Below are 14,033 nucleotides of genomic sequence, written 5' to 3' on the forward strand. Positions count from 1 at the left end.
ATATGTTTGAGAAAGCATGGGAAGAATTAGAGAAGACGGATCGGGCCATAGCCGATGTTATAACCCGTGAACGGGAGCGTCAGGAACACGGCATCGAGCTTATAGCCTCAGAGAACTTTGTATCCCCCGCCGTCATGTGCGCCATGGGATCAGTGCTGACCAATAAATACGCGGAAGGCTACCCTGCCCACCGCTACTACGGAGGCTGCCACGTAGTTGATGAAGCCGAGAACCTTGCCCGTGACAGAGCGAAACAGCTTTTTGGCTGCGACCACGTGAACGTCCAGCCTCACTCGGGCTCCCAGGCGAACATGGCAGTCTACTTTACATGCCTTGAGCCCGGCGACACCATTCTGGCCATGAACTTGTCTCACGGCGGCCACCTGACCCATGGCTCCCCGGTGAACTTTTCCGGACAGTTGTACAACATCATTCCTTACGGAGTGAGCAAAGATACAGAGACCATCGACTTTGCCGAAGTTGAACGCCTTGCCCTAGCCCACAGGCCTAAGCTCATCGTCTGCGGGGGCAGCGCCTATCCCCGTGAGATTGACGCGGAGAAATTCCGCGAGATAGCGGATAAGGCAGGCTCTCTGCTGATGTTCGACATTGCGCACATAGCGGGTCTTGTGGCGGCGAAGCTTCACAAAGACCCCATTCCATTCTGCGACTTTGTCACCACCACCACCCATAAGACCCTTCGCGGCCCCCGCGGCGGCATGATCATGTGCCGAGAGGCCTTTGCCAAGGGAGTTGACAAGAGCATCTTCCCCGGTATGCAGGGGGGTCCTCTTATGCACATTATCGCGTCCAAGGCAGTGGCTTTTGAGGAAGCCCTTCAGCCGTCCTTCAAGGAGTACCAGGGCAGAATAGTCAAGAACGCGGCCTCCCTCGCGGAAGCCCTTCTGAAACATGATTTTCATCTTGTTTCCGGTGGAACGGACAACCACCTTATCCTGATCAACCTCACGAGCCGTGGCGTAACGGGTAAGGCCCTTGAGACAGCCCTTGACAAGGCAGGCATCACGGTGAACAAGAACACAGTGCCTTTCGATACCCAGAGCCCCTTTATCACCAGCGGAGTGAGAATCGGCACGCCGGCGGTGACCACCCGCGGCTTTGGTTCCAGCGAGATGGAGCAGATAGCGTCCTGGATGGACGAAGTGGCGAAGAACGTAGAGAACGATAAGGTACTTTCCCGCATCCGCGCCGAGGTCCTTGATCTCTGTGGCAAATATCCCCTCTACGCGGGAATGTAAGCGTCTTGCCGTTGTAAGTTACTTGCTTTTAAAAGGCCATAAGTATGGAGGGTCGGATGATTTCCCGACCCTCTTTTTAACGAACCTTCCACTGACCGCCGTTCTTTCCGGCAGCTTATGCCGTCCGCGTTCCTGACAAGAAGCAGCTGCAGTTTCTTTTTAGCTTCACTATCCTTATTCCCATCGCCACCCCTCAAGTTAGGTATGATCCAGGTCTTTGTGGCAGCTGCTCTCGCCCTTTTTGCCGCCATGGCGATCATGTTCTACGAGCGTTTTCTTGTTTTGAAAGGTCAATAACACTCCAGAAAAATGCTTCCATTATGATAGAATGTTGAACACTACATCTAGGGAGGAGAGAGGCATGAAGTTTTTTATAACAGGAGGGGGCGGCCAGTTAGCCCTTGCCTTCCAGCGGCTTTTAAAAGAGGAAAATCTGCCTTTCGCTGTATATTCCCGCCAGGAGCTTGATATAACAGACATCACAAGAGTGCGAAAACGAATGCAGGAGGAAAAGCCTGATGTCGTTATAAATTGCGCGGCGTGGAATGATGTGGACAGCGCCGAGCAGAACTGGCGGGGCGCCTATATGGTCAATGCCATTGGCCCAAGGAACCTGGCCATCGCAGCAGAAGAACTGGGGATTCCCCTTGTAACCTTCAGTTCTGATTATGTTTTTAACGGAAAAAGCGTCCGGTCATGGACCATCGCAGATAAACCGGATCCTATTAATGTATATGGACAGACAAAACTTCTGGGAGAAGAATTTGTAAAAGATCACATCCGCCGTTTTCTCATCGTACGGGTGAGCTGGGTCTTCGGGCCAGAAGGAAGGGAAGAATCGAACTTTCTCAAAAAGGTTCTGCGGTGGAGCCGAGAGAAGGATGAGCTAAAAATTGTCTCAGATCAGATCTCAAGCCCTACATACGCACCTGATCTTGCGGAGCGTGTAATGGAACTTCTAACCCTTCGCGCGTGGGGAACCTATCATCTGTCGTGCAGCGGACGGTGCAGCCGTTATGAGTGGGCTTCTTTTGCCCTTAAAGAAATAGGATGGAAAAAGAACATTGTTCAGGCACAGAGCAATGAATTCAGAACCCTTGCCCAGCGTCCAGCCATGAGCTCTCTTGACTCCTTCCCCTTAGAAGAATTCGGCATTTTTATGCCGCGGTGGGAAGATTCAACCCTGCGTTTCCTTAAAGCCATAGGGCAGAAAAATGGCGGTAACAACAATGTATAGCGGTCATTTTGACGGAGCGTCGAGGGGAAACCCCGGTGAAGCCGGGGCTGGAGCTGTTCTGTACAACGAAGAAGGACACATGGTATGGCAAAAGTTTGCCTACCTCGGCTCACAAACAAATAACGAAGCTGAGTACGGAGGTCTGCTCCTCCTCCTTCGAGAAATACAGCTTAGAGGAATTAAAAAAATTGTGATTCGAGGAGATAGCCGTCTCGTTATTTGTCAGATGAAAAAAGAGTGGAAGGTCAACAGCCCTCACTTGAAGGAACTCTGGGAGGAAGCCCAGAGTCTGCTCAAAGGATGCCAGGCAACCTTCGAGTGGGTTCCAAGAAAGGAAAACAGCAATGCGGACCTGCTGTCGAATAAGGCTATTGACGAGCATTCAGGAAAAGCAGTTCTCAAGGCAGATTTGAATGCTGTTCGTTTAGAGCGGATCACACCCACCATTTTCATTGCCCACGGTTCTGAAGATTATGCTGTGGATATCCTTCACCGGGCATGTACCTGCCCGGCATTTGTCAATCGCAAGCAGTGCAAGCACCTTGAAGCGGCATTGCGAAAGCTAGAGCAAAAACCGTCTTTCGATTAAAAACAGCAGAGTAATTTAAGGGGGGCCCATGGCATGACATCGGAGTATGATCGTCGGACCTTTTTTCTGTGCTGGCTCGTTACCTATCTTGGGCAAGCCTATCTATCTATGTTCTTTTTGTATCCTGTAGCCTTGCAGCGGCAGGGGATCCCCTTGGCTCTCTCTGGCTGGCTCATGAGTATCTTCAGTGTGGGTTCCATGCTTATGCGTCCGGCAGGCAGCATATTAAACGAAAGGCTCGGGGTGAGAAAAAGCCTTCTCTACGCATCGGTTTTTCTTTTTTGCTGCTCTATTCCTCTTCTCTTTTTCCGATCCTTTAATGCCCTCCTTGTTGCTCGAGGACTCATGGGTCTTTTTTATGGCGTTGTCATGCTTGCTGTGACCACGTATCAGGCCCTGAGCATCCCGGAAGAGCGAAGGGGAAGCCTCTATGCGTGGATAGCCGTGGCCTATGTGCTGCCGCAACTTTCCATAGTGCCTCTAAGTGAGTTTCTTATTTCCTCCATAAGTGTCCAAGCTTTTCTGGCCCTGGCACCGGCCGTCGCTGCTGCAACGTTCCTGATCTCAAAAAACCTCCCGAAACTCAAAAATTTCTCAAAAGAAAGCAAAGTCAATTCTGAATCAGATTCTCAGGAAAACAGCCTTTCGCCAGACCAAGATTCAAAGGTGGTATTTCCGGCTTCTTCACAGCAATGGGGCAGCTGGGGTGAAATGGTTCGTGTGAAAGGGTTCTGGCCTCTTGTTTTAACACTTTTAACCTGGTCTTTTGTCAATACCTCCACATTACAGTATATGCCGGCCTTTATACGCTCCCGAGGTTTGATTGCCAGCTCCTTTGTGGCCGCAAATGCCGGGGTTTCTCTTTCCTTGCGGCTTTTTGCCACGAGATTTATGGACCTCATCGACAGAAGAACAGGAGCTGCCCTTGCCATCACCTTAATGGGAGCTGTTGTGGTTGGAACGCGCTTTGCCTTTTCAAACCATTCATTTTTCCTTTTGGGACTCATCTATGGATTGGGAATGGGTTTAGGTTTTCCTATGATACTGGCCCTTATGCCAGATGTTTTTCCCGAGCGGCTGAGGCCCAAAGGCATTGCCATCGGCACCCTGCTCATGGAATCGGGTTTTATTTTTACCCCTTTTATCATCAGCTACGGAGGGGGCTTCTTTGGCTTGGGAAATGTCATGGCCTTCATCGGGGTTACTGCCCTTGCCGGAGGGTTTTTCCTGAGTCTCCACGTATGGCGGAAAGCGTAGGAATAGCTGCTACAAGCGCCCTCGTATAGGCATGTTTCGGTGCGGAGAGCAGGGCTTCTGTAGAGTTCTCTTCGCAACATTCTCCCTCGAGGAGGACAATGCCTCGTTTTGCCGCCCCACGGGCCAGATAGAGATCATGGGTGACAAAGACCATGGCCATCCCCTCTTTCACCCTTTCATTGAGCACATGGATAATTTCACTTCTGGTAGAAGCGTCCTGCATGCTTGTGGGCTCGTCGCACAGCAGCAGGGCAGGCTCCAGAATCAGAGATCGCGCAATAGAAACTCGCTGACGCTGCCCCCCTGATAATCCGGAGCGGACCCTTGATAGAAGAATGCGCTCCTCTTCTATGCCGAGGGTTTTTAAAAGGCGGCGGGCCTTGCTATAGGCCTCAAGACGAGATTTTCGCCCATTCACGATAATCCAGGGTTCTGCCACAGCATCGAGGACGGTAAGGGTGGGCGGCAGGCTTCCGTAAGGATCCTGGGGCACATAGCCGCATCTTCTCCTTAGCTCTATAAGCTGGGAGTGGGAACATTTGTCGATGTTCTCACCAAAGAGTTCCACATTTCCTTCAGTTGGACTTATCAGACCAAGCAGAACCCTGAGAAGTGAAGTTTTTCCGCTTCCTGATTCTCCTATCAAAGCCAGACTTTCCCCCTGCTGAAGAGAGAGGGAAATGTTGCGAAGGGCCCATTGTCCCGAATTTTTACCATCCCTTGAGGGGTAGAAGACGCTAACCTTATCTGTCTTTGCTATAGGGTTTGTCATACGTATTCACCTTCCAGTTCCAGCAATGCTTTCACGAGTTGTGTCGTATGTCTGTGGCGAGGTTTTGTGACAATATCAGCGGGGGCCCCCTCTTCCACGATCTCTCCCTCATGCATCACGGCGATGGCGTCGCAGATCTGGACGGCCAGTGGCAGGTCGTGGGTTACGAGGAGAAGGCCCATGTTTCTGCCTCGGGCCAATCGTTCCAAAGTAAGGATAATTTCCTTTTGTGTAATGACGTCTAGTGCGGTAGTCGGTTCATCAGCGAGAAGAAAGTCTGGGTCGCAGGCCAGGGCTGTGGCGATGGCGGCACGCTGCTTCTGTCCCCCAGAGAGTTCATGAGGGTACCGATTGGCCAGGGACCACTCAAGATCAGCTTCCTCAAGAAGGGAGCGGCAGCGATGTCTGCGCGCTTCTCCCGAAAGTCCAAGATGGATTGCGAGAACTTCTTCTATATGCTTCCCAATGGTCAGCACAGGAGTAAAGGAATTCATGGCCCCCTGGGGGATGAGGGCGATATCCTTCCAGCGGATGGCGTTGAGCATTTCCGGCCGGAGAGAGATAAGATTGAGATTGTCGAAAATAACGGCTCCAGACACCTCTGTGTTTGAAGGGAGGAGTCCTGGAATGGCCATAAGCAGCGAACTTTTTCCGCTCCCTGATTCTCCCACAAGGCCAGTGATCCTCCCACGGGGTATGGAGAGGAAGGCATTCTTTACAGCTGACACGTCGTGGCTTTCGGTTTTATAGGTAATGGAAAGATCAACGATTTCAATCATAGCCGACGAGCCTCCTTCAGTTGAGGATCCACCTGTTCCTCCAGAAACTTGCCGAGGTCAAGGAAAATCAGACACAGCAGAGTAATGCCCAATCCCGGAGGGATCAGCATCCACCACGCTCCCTGGGTGAAAGCCCCGAAGGAATGGGCTTCATGAAGCATTCGCCCCCAAGAGATGATGCGGGGGTCGGAGAGGCCGAGAAAAGAGATACCTGCCTCTGCCAGAATGGCTCCGGGAACGCCCAGAGCTATATTGGCCAGAAGAAGGGGAAGGGTCTCGGGCAGCAGATGGCGCCACAGAATATAAAAGGTGGGTGCGCCAAGGCCGCGCAGCCCTTCAATATAATAGCTGTCCCGCAGCGATAACGTCATGGCTCTAACTGTTCTGGCGGTTCCCATCCACGAAAAGAGTGAAAGTATGAGCACTAGCTGCCACAATCCCTTGCCCCAGAAAGCGGCAAGCACCATAAGGATGGGAAGAATGGGAATGGAGAGAAGAATATCCACGGCGCGCATAATGGCCCCATCCACCCAACCTCCTTTATATCCGCTTGCCAGGCCGAAGAAGAGCCCCAGCAAAGAAGCGAGAAGGGTAGCAGAAATGCCGACGATAAGAGAAACCCGGATTCCGGCGATAAAGAGGGCAAAAATATCCCGCCCCCGCTGGTCAGTTCCCAGAAATCCCCATCGGCCTCCTTTCAGGTGGAGGATGATGGTTCCATCTATGGCCTGAGCAGGTTCCAGCTTCAGGGAGTATTTCCCCTTCTCTGAAAAAAGCGCTCCGGCTACCTGGGTGAAGGGGCTGAGCCCCAGCATCTGTTTAAAGGAGAGGTCTCGGCTGTCAATGTCAAAGAAGCTGGCTCCTCCAGGGAGCTTCTGAAGAATCATTCTTTTTGACGGGGTTTCCCAGATAAGGGCTGCTGGAGCGGCGAGGGTCACCTTCCCAGAAAGATGAACCTGGGATGGGGCTTCATACTCCCAATCCACATGGGCCTCCACCGACGTATCTGAAAGGGTTATGGCCATGGTGGGAGGAAGGTTCCTGTTAAGCCATAAGGGCGTTGAAAAGGGTGGCGCCACCTCTAAGTTGGGAGAAATGGTAAAAAAGTGAGACCCAAGAAAACCGACGGACAGAAGGAGTAAGAGAGTGATAAAACTCCATCGAGTGAAAAGGCCTCTCATCAGCGCCCCCTCCTTTCAAAGCGGACACGGGGATCGACCAGGCCGTAGAGCAGGTCTGCGACGAGGTTGCAGAACACCGTCATGATGGCTAAAAGGTAAAAGGAAGCTCCGGCGGCAGGGTAGTCCTGACCAGTCACCGCTTCGAGCAGAAAACGTCCCACTCCGTGGAGGGAAAAAACAGTTTCCGTTATGACCGCTCCTGAAATAACTCCGGGCAAAGAGAGAAGGAGGATTGTCAAAAGGGGAGGCAGGAGGGTGCGGAAAGCGTGATTCCAGACAATGCGCTTCTGTGGAAGTCCTCGGGCACGGCCCATGAGAATAAAATCCTCACCCATAACCCTCACCATAAGATTTCGTACGTAAAGGGCCCATCCGCCAAAACTGAGAAGAACCAGAGAGCTTACAGGAAGGGCGAGATGCCACATATAGTCAGAAACCCTGGCCCAGAAGGCCGTGGGCGGAGGAACAGAAATGCTCCCGCGCAAGGGGAAAACCGGAATAGCGTAGGCAAAGGTCATGAGGAGCACCAGCTGCACGAAAAAAGAAGGGAAAGAAAAAGAAACGGCACCGCTCCATAGCACCATCTTCTCGAGCCAGCGGCCCCGTTCCAGCGCAGCCTGGATCCCGAGCCAGGTTCCAAGAAGAGCGGAAAGGAAAAGGGCGCTCCCCAGAAGGGCCACGGTATTGGGAAGGCGCGAGGCCAGCTCATCCCATACAGGGCGACCTGTTAAAAAGGAATAGCCAAACTCGAAAGTAACCATCTGTTTCATATAGAGCAAAAACTGAAAGCTTAAAGGCTTGTCGAGGCCGTAAAGCCGCTGTAACTCAGCTTTTGCTTCAGGAGAAAAGCGTGGATCGAGAATAGAGGCCACAGGATCTCCCGGCATAAGGCGAAAAAGCAAGAAATTTAAAATGAGCACTACGAGCAGCACCAGAAAAGAGCCTGCAACCCTTCGCAACCAGTAATTTTTCATCTCTTTCACCTGCTGTTCAGAAGCCAGAAGGCGGGATTACGGGTAAGATGCACATATTCGCCGGGACGGTATTCTCTGAAAATAAAAGGCCCCGACCCCATGAGCTGGGTGAGTTTTTTATCTTTGTCAAGCCAGGTTTCAGCCGGTTTCCAGCTTCGCCAGTCCTTTACCTGCTCAAGAACATGGCGGGGGAAGATGGGCAGACCGCCAATGTTGTGGAGGTGCCAGTAACTGGTGGAATTCATAGTAACCACAAGGGTCAGGTCGTCAGGTGTCTCTACAGAGGCCACATCCCGAACAGAATCGTAATAGCGGGGCGGCTGGTGCTCTCGCAGATACTGAATGGTGTAGGCGCTATCTCCAGCAGTAATGGGACGGCCATCCTGCCAGATGAGCCCTTCCTTCAGATGGAAGGTCAGCCTTGTTCCCCCATCGGCAGTGTCAATAGTCCATGACTCTGCAATCCACGGCAAATCCAGAAGAGTTTCCGGATCCACGGTAATGAGGGCATCATAGATAAATCCCAGCACACTCCAGTCATAGGCCGAACCTGCAGCAAGGGGGTTGAGTGAACGGGGCTCATCTGAAAGGGCCCAGCGGAGCGGCTTCATAGCACCGGAGGCTGGTTCCAGCTGAAAAAGACTCCACGTATTATCCGCTGTAGCGTAGGGAGTGGTCACGTAGCCCTTCCACGAAGAAGATGCTGCCGTAATAAAGTAGCGGCTATAAATTGGGATCACGGGAACAAGCTCCGCAAGAAGCTTCTGGCTTTCTGAAGCAGCCTGCCGCGCAGATGCTTCGTCAGGAGCCCACCGAAGCTCAGCAAGAACCTTATCGAGGCGAGGTTCAGCAATGCCGGGAATATTGTAGCCGCCCTTTACATCCATGGAAGAATGGTAAAAGGCGAAAAGGGAGTCAGGGTCACGGGTCATCTGCCAGGCCATGACGTAAGAATCGAAGTTCCTCTCGTCGAGGCGGGCGATCATGGCAGAAAAATCCATAGGTTCCACTTCTATGGGAACGCCAATGCCCCGAAGAGACGCGGCAATCCGCTCGGCAATCTCCGCGGTTGTTGGAGCCACCTGAGCAGTGGGAGAAAGAAGCTTCATGGGCGAAAGAGTAATCTTCTCTGTTGAGCCTTCCCCTGCTGGGGCCATAAGAATCCCCTTATTGTTCCAGCTCCAGCCGGCGTTGCCCAGACGTTCCTTAGCCTTTTCAAAACTATGGGAATACTTCACCACGTCATCCTCAAAATAAGGAGACGCAGGAGGCAAAAAAGTTGAAAGGGGTTCGGCGTACCCCGCAAAAAGATCGCGGACAAGCTTCTCCCTGGGGATGGCTTCCCAGGCGGCCTGTCTCAGTTCAAGGCGGTTCCAAGGGAAAGTACGAAGATTCAAACCGAAGAAAAAGCCGTGAAACCCCTTGGCCAGGGACATAAGCACAGAAGAATTTTGTGATAGCCTTTCTATATCAGCCGGCCGGGCAATGTCAGAAAGAATATGAATCTCATCTTTCTCGAGGGCCAGCAGCTGGGCGTCAGGATCCCGCACAATAACTAAATAAAGGTCTTCTACCTTCGGCCCCTTAAAAGTGGTGGCATCAAAAGCAAAGGCAGCAGTGCTCAAACAAAGAATAACCCCAATCAAAATAGAAAATCGTCTCATTCTCCCACCCCCACGGTGCCAGGTCTTGAATTTTTGCATACCCATAGCGGTATCATGCCTGTTTTATATTGGCGCTCTATTTGATAATGGCGTTTAGAAGCCATCTAGCTGTGTATAATATTTATGAACTTATAGTGTCATGGTATCAGATTCTGTATAGTAGCCGCAGGTGTTTTTTAAGCAGACGGATCTTAAGATGCCTTGAAACGTATTGTGTAGATTGCCTACTTTGGTTCCGACAAGTGTATCAAAAAGGCCTTCGCGAAACAGACTTTGTTTTGCAATTTTGTTGAAAAAGTGTCTGTTGTTACATTTTAGCTTTCTGTTTATAATCAACATAATTATAATGTAATACCTTTTTAATGACAGGGGGGAAGGAAAATGTCAATAATAAAAGAGTTTAAAGAGTTTGCTGTGAAGGGGAATGCCCTGGACATGGCTGTGGGTATCATTATAGGCGGCGCATTTGGGGGAGTCGTTTCGTCTCTTGTAAAGGATGTTATTATGCCGCCTATTGGCTTAGCCCTGGGAAACGTGGATTTTAAAGATCTCTATCTGGTGCTTAAGGAAGGTGCCACTCCCAAACCTTATGTTTCTTTAACCCAGGCCCAGGAAGCGGGTGCGGTCACACTGAATTTGGGGGTGTTTTTAAATACGGTGATCAGCTTTCTCATTGTAGCTTTTGCTGTTTTTATTCTTGTTAAAAATATAAACCGGCTGCGCAAGCCACCAGAACCTGCTCCCAAAGCTCCCGTTAAGATTTGCCCATATTGCTTAACGGAGATTCCAGAAAAAGCCGTCAGATGTCCAGCCTGCACATCTACCCTCGAAGCCAGCTAAATGGTGCCAGGTCTTGAAAATGTGCATTAGTGATTCAGGGCACCAAGTAGAGCGATAAGTAAGGAATATAGAGACTGTGAGAGGAATATAGATAGAGGAAAGTTTTATTCATTTTGGATTTTGTCATTTGTTCAAAGGAAAACTAGGGAGAGGAGAGCCTGTAATAGGACCTTTCCCTTTTTTTATGTCACTTTGTACATCATCTATAAAACTGCCCATTTCCAAAGTTTGGCACCGTTCTTCACCATTATTCTTTTCGAAATTTTTTGACAACGCGGCTTACGGTGCTGTAGTGAACCTGATAAAAACGTGCAATTTCGGATATGGTAAAGTCGCCTGATTCGTAAGCTCTTGCCATTCCTTCCCTTTGGTCTGTGTAGGCTTTTTCGTAATAAGAAAGACTTTTATGTGGTTTGCTCTCTGGATGTTGCTCGCGAGGAATCTCGGAGGATAAAGTTTTCTGATCTCGAATGGCCTTTTCTATGTTTCCCACAAAGCTGTCATTTCCTAAGTAGAGGTTCTTTTTTACGAGATCATATATAGAATCACAATGAGGTATTCCCTCAGATATGAAACTAGAATACTCCATTTTTGCCTGAGAAGCAGAACCGTTAAAATGCTGTAACACCTCCTGACTATGAAGCCAAACAGGCGAATTCGCTATCCCGACAGTGCTGCGGTAGCTACTCCAGTTCCATTTTTCAGGGCTGGCTACGATTTCCGCCCGAACGGGGTTTAGCTCTACATAGCGAACGGCTTCAAGTAAATACTCATCGCGATCGACTAAAAAAGCTTTATAGCGTCCCTGAAATAAATGGCCGACCCGTTCGTGACGCGTGTTAAAGAAGCGGGTATAATTCCCGTTCAAATCCCGCATGCCAGCGGACAAATTAGGCAGGGGTGTTTCAATGACAAAATGATAATGGTTTGACATAAGACAATAGGCGTAACATCTCCACCCAAGCCGACTGTAGTTCCGGGCGTAAATTTTTAGGAACTGGCGACGATCCAGATCGTCTTTAAATATATTCTGCCGGGCGTTTCCTCGGGAAGTGACATGGTAAAGAGCTCCTGGGAACTCAATTCGGAGTGGTCTTGCCATGCCTTATAACATAGCATACATAAAGGAAAAAGTGAAATTATGCATGTAGGTACAGATTCAAGAGAGATAAAGAACTTTTTGTAAAGTTGTTAAGACATCATTTTTATAAAGCGAAGATTTCTCGTTGTTTTATGTGAATCCGTGCACTTTTGCACAATTTCAAGACCTGGCACCATTTAATGTTTTTTGTATAAAAGAAAGGCGCCTACTAGACCATTGTATGTAAATGTGATAATTTTACTATCGCTGGTTACTTGCCGGCTACTCGTTTAATTAGGAGGCAACAACTTGAGTCAGGGAACAGTCAAATGGTTTAATGCGACAAAGGGCTATGGATTTATCACCAGCGACGAGGGCAAAGACGTGTTCGTTCACTTCAGCTCTATTCAGGGAGATGGCTTTAAAACTCTTGATGAGGGTCAGAGAGTTACATTCGAAGTGACAGCTGGCGCTAAAGGTGACCAGGCAGCAAACGTAGTCAAGCTTTAAGACTCAGCTGAGTATAAAAACGGCCTCTTTCGAGGCCGTTTTTTTGTGTGCGCCCAGCATGGGCGCAATCTATACGGTGAGAGTCTGGAATGCACAATTTCAAGACCTGGCACTGCTACTTTTTAGCTTCGACATATGCGGATCGCACAAAATTTTCAACGCCACTCCCTGGAAACCAGTTTTTTATATATTCACGGCTTTCTTCTTTTACTGTAATTATAATATCTTTGAAACCAGCATTTTTTAACATTTCTTCTACTTCTTTAACAAGGGCCGCTCCTGCAACACACCCGCTATAAGCGTTCTGATTTGTTCGAATTTCTTCCGGAAGATTCTGTAAAGCTACTATATCAGCAATAGCGACTCGCCCTTCCTTGCGAAGCACTCTGTATATTTCCCAAAAAACCTGCTGTTTATGTGGAGAAAGATTAATAACGCAATTTGATATAACAATATCCACAGTGGCATCTGCTACAGGAAGATGCTCTATTTCTCCGAGTCTGAACTCCACATTGGAATAGCCTTCTTTTCCCGCTATGGAACGTGCTTTGTCAATCATGTTGGGAGTCATGTCGACTCCTATAACAAAACCATCCTTTCCAACAGCCTGTGCTGCAAGAAAACAGTCAAAACCTCCTCCGCATCCCAGGTCTAAAACGATGTCTCCAGGCTTAAGGCTTGCAATTCCTAGAGGATTCCCGCAACCAAGCCCCATATTTGCTCCCTTTGCTGTGGAGGAAAGTTCTGCATCAGAATATCCCAACACTTGTGAAATATCAGGTTGTGAAGAGACTGAACAGCATGAAGCACCCTGATCGCAGCACGATGTTCCGGATTGCGCAATAGCTCCATATCGCTCCCGTATTTTACTTCGGATTTCATCAGCGCTTTTTGCTTTATGTTTTTTCTTATCAGTCATATTTCTCCCCCCTAATATTTTAAATATATAAGACCACACAGGGTCATGTAAATGGGCAAAAGCGAGCAAAAGCTCACAGTTTGTGAAAAAATTCATTCATGCACATTTTCAAGACCTGGCACCAGCTTCTTCAGCTTCTTGACATTGTGCAAAAAATGACTATAATAATAACAAGCTACTCATCAGTGATGAGCAGCGAGGAGGGGTACAGATGAGCAATAAAAAAATTGAATGTCTAGTTCTTTCTTTTTTTTCCATGAACGACACTCCCCAGGGTGCGGGGGCAATACGTGTTTTTCTGGATAAGAAGGGCTTTCAACTTGGAGAGGCCACTGTAGGACGGATTTTAAGAAAGTTAGACGATGGTGGACTTCTCAACAAGATTGGTTTTCAGGGAAGGATACTCTCCGATAAAGGGAAAGAATACCTCAAGTATCTTCTTTCTTTGCAAGAGAAAAAAGAATCTTTAAGGGATTTCAGTCAATTTTTATTCACAGAAGAAGGTACGTATGTGCGAGATATTTTGGTTGCGAGACGTGCTTTAGAGTCTGAAGCTGCCGCCCTTGCGGCAGAAAACGCAACTTTGGAAGACTTGCGGGAAATCGAGAAAATCTTATACGAAATGGAAAAATTACTTGCTTCTAATAAGAGTATGGCAGTTACTGACGTTAAGTTTCACGACGCCATTGCCAGGGCCTCCAAGAATCGAATTATTGAAACCGCCTTGCGTGTCATTCGGCACGGCGGCCAAGACTCTTCAATTGTTGAGAGGTTGAGAAATCAGGCCGGAAGCACTATTGGGTCAGACCATAAAGCCATATACAGGGCAATAAAAAACAAAGAGAAAGAAGAAGCGCGCCAACTTATGACTGAACATTTGAATAACATCTTAAAAGATTTGTCTTTTGTGGAGAAAACCACACAGGAGTCTAACGAAAGTGTCTGCATTTAAAGGTGTGCTTATGTTTGAA

The 14,033-nt window shown here is 49.0% G+C and carries 15 protein-coding genes; 7 read left to right on the top strand and 8 right to left on the bottom strand.

What is annotated here, in order from left to right; translation table 11 throughout:
• The first annotated feature begins 2 nt into the window (after window positions 1-2).
• Window positions 3-1,259: a serine hydroxymethyltransferase gene (gene glyA, locus BUC50_RS01485; RefSeq protein WP_013047610.1), complete on the top strand. Its 1,257-nt coding sequence runs from the start codon at window positions 3-5 to the stop codon at window positions 1,257-1,259.
• Here the strand turns inward: glyA and BUC50_RS01490 are convergent.
• Window positions 1,244-1,510, bottom strand: coding sequence for a hypothetical protein (locus BUC50_RS01490; RefSeq protein ID WP_148211359.1), 267 nt, complete (start codon window positions 1,508-1,510; stop codon window positions 1,244-1,246). The two genes, glyA and BUC50_RS01490, sit on opposite strands and share 16 nt — an antisense overlap.
• Before the next feature lie 110 nt (window positions 1,511-1,620).
• Between BUC50_RS01490 and rfbD the strand changes: the two genes are divergently transcribed.
• The 3 genes from rfbD to BUC50_RS01505 are packed head-to-tail and all read left to right on the top strand — an operon-like array spanning window position 1,621 to window position 4,342.
• On the top strand, window positions 1,621-2,496 hold the full coding sequence (rfbD, locus tag BUC50_RS01495) for a dTDP-4-dehydrorhamnose reductase (RefSeq protein WP_013049159.1): 876 nt from the start codon (window positions 1,621-1,623) through the stop codon (window positions 2,494-2,496).
• Window positions 2,474-3,085 (top strand): ribonuclease HI family protein, encoded by a 612-nt coding sequence (locus BUC50_RS01500; RefSeq protein WP_211204278.1) that lies wholly within the window; start codon window positions 2,474-2,476, stop codon window positions 3,083-3,085. Before rfbD ends, BUC50_RS01500 begins: the two co-directional genes overlap by 23 nt.
• A gap of 33 nt (window positions 3,086-3,118) precedes the next feature.
• On the top strand, window positions 3,119-4,342 hold the full coding sequence (locus BUC50_RS01505) for an MFS transporter (RefSeq protein WP_286677059.1): 1,224 nt from the start codon (window positions 3,119-3,121) through the stop codon (window positions 4,340-4,342).
• On the opposite strand, the gene BUC50_RS01510 is transcribed toward BUC50_RS01505, so the two are convergent.
• The 5 genes from BUC50_RS01510 to BUC50_RS01530 are packed head-to-tail and all read right to left on the bottom strand — an operon-like array spanning window position 4,287 to window position 9,712.
• The gene (locus tag BUC50_RS01510; RefSeq protein WP_013049156.1) at window positions 4,287-5,114 is read right to left on the bottom strand and encodes an ABC transporter ATP-binding protein; all 828 of its coding nucleotides are present in this window, start codon (window positions 5,112-5,114) and stop codon (window positions 4,287-4,289) included. The genes BUC50_RS01505 and BUC50_RS01510 overlap by 56 nt on opposite strands.
• Window positions 5,111-5,893 (bottom strand): ABC transporter ATP-binding protein, encoded by a 783-nt coding sequence (locus BUC50_RS01515; RefSeq protein ID WP_013049155.1) that lies wholly within the window; start codon window positions 5,891-5,893, stop codon window positions 5,111-5,113. The genes BUC50_RS01510 and BUC50_RS01515 overlap by 4 nt, the downstream gene beginning before the upstream one ends.
• Entirely contained in the window at window positions 5,890-7,074 is a 1,185-nt protein-coding gene (locus BUC50_RS01520; RefSeq protein ID WP_013049154.1) for an ABC transporter permease, read from the bottom strand. The genes BUC50_RS01515 and BUC50_RS01520 overlap by 4 nt, the downstream gene beginning before the upstream one ends.
• Entirely contained in the window at window positions 7,074-8,048 is a 975-nt protein-coding gene (locus tag BUC50_RS01525) for an ABC transporter permease (protein ID WP_013049153.1), read from the bottom strand. Before BUC50_RS01525 ends, BUC50_RS01520 begins: the two co-directional genes overlap by 1 nt.
• A gap of 5 nt (window positions 8,049-8,053) precedes the next feature.
• A complete protein-coding gene (locus BUC50_RS01530; protein WP_013049152.1) occupies window positions 8,054-9,712 on the bottom strand; it encodes an ABC transporter substrate-binding protein in 1,659 nt (552 codons plus the stop codon).
• A gap of 381 nt (window positions 9,713-10,093) precedes the next feature.
• Between BUC50_RS01530 and mscL the strand changes: the two genes are divergently transcribed.
• Window positions 10,094-10,552: a large-conductance mechanosensitive channel protein MscL gene (gene mscL, locus BUC50_RS01535; RefSeq protein ID WP_013049151.1), complete on the top strand. Its 459-nt coding sequence runs from the start codon at window positions 10,094-10,096 to the stop codon at window positions 10,550-10,552.
• A 247-nt stretch (window positions 10,553-10,799) separates the two neighbouring features.
• On the opposite strand, the gene BUC50_RS01540 is transcribed toward mscL, so the two are convergent.
• Entirely contained in the window at window positions 10,800-11,654 is an 855-nt protein-coding gene (locus tag BUC50_RS01540; protein WP_013049150.1) for a transposase, read from the bottom strand.
• 288 nt (window positions 11,655-11,942) lie between these two features.
• On the opposite strand from BUC50_RS01540, the gene BUC50_RS01545 reads away from it, so the two are divergent.
• Window positions 11,943-12,143 carry a cold-shock protein gene (locus BUC50_RS01545; protein ID WP_013049149.1) on the top strand — a complete coding sequence of 67 codons (201 nt, stop codon included), beginning with the start codon at window positions 11,943-11,945 and terminating at the stop codon, window positions 12,141-12,143.
• A gap of 115 nt (window positions 12,144-12,258) precedes the next feature.
• On the opposite strand, the gene BUC50_RS01550 is transcribed toward BUC50_RS01545, so the two are convergent.
• Entirely contained in the window at window positions 12,259-13,062 is an 804-nt protein-coding gene (locus tag BUC50_RS01550; protein ID WP_286677060.1) for an arsenite methyltransferase, read from the bottom strand.
• Between the two features lie 211 nt (window positions 13,063-13,273).
• Here BUC50_RS01550 and BUC50_RS01555 point away from each other — a divergent pair, with 211 nt between their 5' ends.
• On the top strand, window positions 13,274-14,014 hold the full coding sequence (locus tag BUC50_RS01555; protein WP_286677061.1) for an FCD domain-containing protein: 741 nt from the start codon (window positions 13,274-13,276) through the stop codon (window positions 14,012-14,014).
• The last annotated feature ends 19 nt before the right edge of the window (window positions 14,015-14,033 follow it).

It is taken from the genome of Aminobacterium sp. EBM-42, from assembly GCF_001896635.1.
GTDB lineage: Bacteria > Synergistota > Synergistia > Synergistales > Aminobacteriaceae > Aminobacterium > Aminobacterium colombiense.

Coding starts and splice junctions, on each gene's coding strand:
- glyA (WP_013047610.1), top strand. CDS start 3: ATGTTTGAGAAAGCATGGGAAGAATTAGAGAAGACGGATCGGGCCATA.
- BUC50_RS01490 (WP_148211359.1), bottom strand. CDS start 1,510: ATGGCGGCAAAAAGGGCGAGAGCAGCTGCCACAAAGACCTGGATCATA.
- rfbD (WP_013049159.1), top strand. CDS start 1,621: ATGAAGTTTTTTATAACAGGAGGGGGCGGCCAGTTAGCCCTTGCCTTC.
- BUC50_RS01500 (WP_211204278.1), top strand. CDS start 2,474: ATGGCGGTAACAACAATGTATAGCGGTCATTTTGACGGAGCGTCGAGG.
- BUC50_RS01505 (WP_286677059.1), top strand. CDS start 3,119: ATGACATCGGAGTATGATCGTCGGACCTTTTTTCTGTGCTGGCTCGTT.
- BUC50_RS01510 (WP_013049156.1), bottom strand. CDS start 5,114: ATGACAAACCCTATAGCAAAGACAGATAAGGTTAGCGTCTTCTACCCC.
- BUC50_RS01515 (WP_013049155.1), bottom strand. CDS start 5,893: ATGATTGAAATCGTTGATCTTTCCATTACCTATAAAACCGAAAGCCAC.
- BUC50_RS01520 (WP_013049154.1), bottom strand. CDS start 7,074: ATGAGAGGCCTTTTCACTCGATGGAGTTTTATCACTCTCTTACTCCTT.
- BUC50_RS01525 (WP_013049153.1), bottom strand. CDS start 8,048: ATGAAAAATTACTGGTTGCGAAGGGTTGCAGGCTCTTTTCTGGTGCTG.
- BUC50_RS01530 (WP_013049152.1), bottom strand. CDS start 9,712: ATGAGACGATTTTCTATTTTGATTGGGGTTATTCTTTGTTTGAGCACT.
- mscL (WP_013049151.1), top strand. CDS start 10,094: ATGTCAATAATAAAAGAGTTTAAAGAGTTTGCTGTGAAGGGGAATGCC.
- BUC50_RS01540 (WP_013049150.1), bottom strand. CDS start 11,654: ATGGCAAGACCACTCCGAATTGAGTTCCCAGGAGCTCTTTACCATGTC.
- BUC50_RS01550 (WP_286677060.1), bottom strand. CDS start 13,062: ATGACTGATAAGAAAAAACATAAAGCAAAAAGCGCTGATGAAATCCGA.
- BUC50_RS01555 (WP_286677061.1), top strand. CDS start 13,274: ATGAGCAATAAAAAAATTGAATGTCTAGTTCTTTCTTTTTTTTCCATG.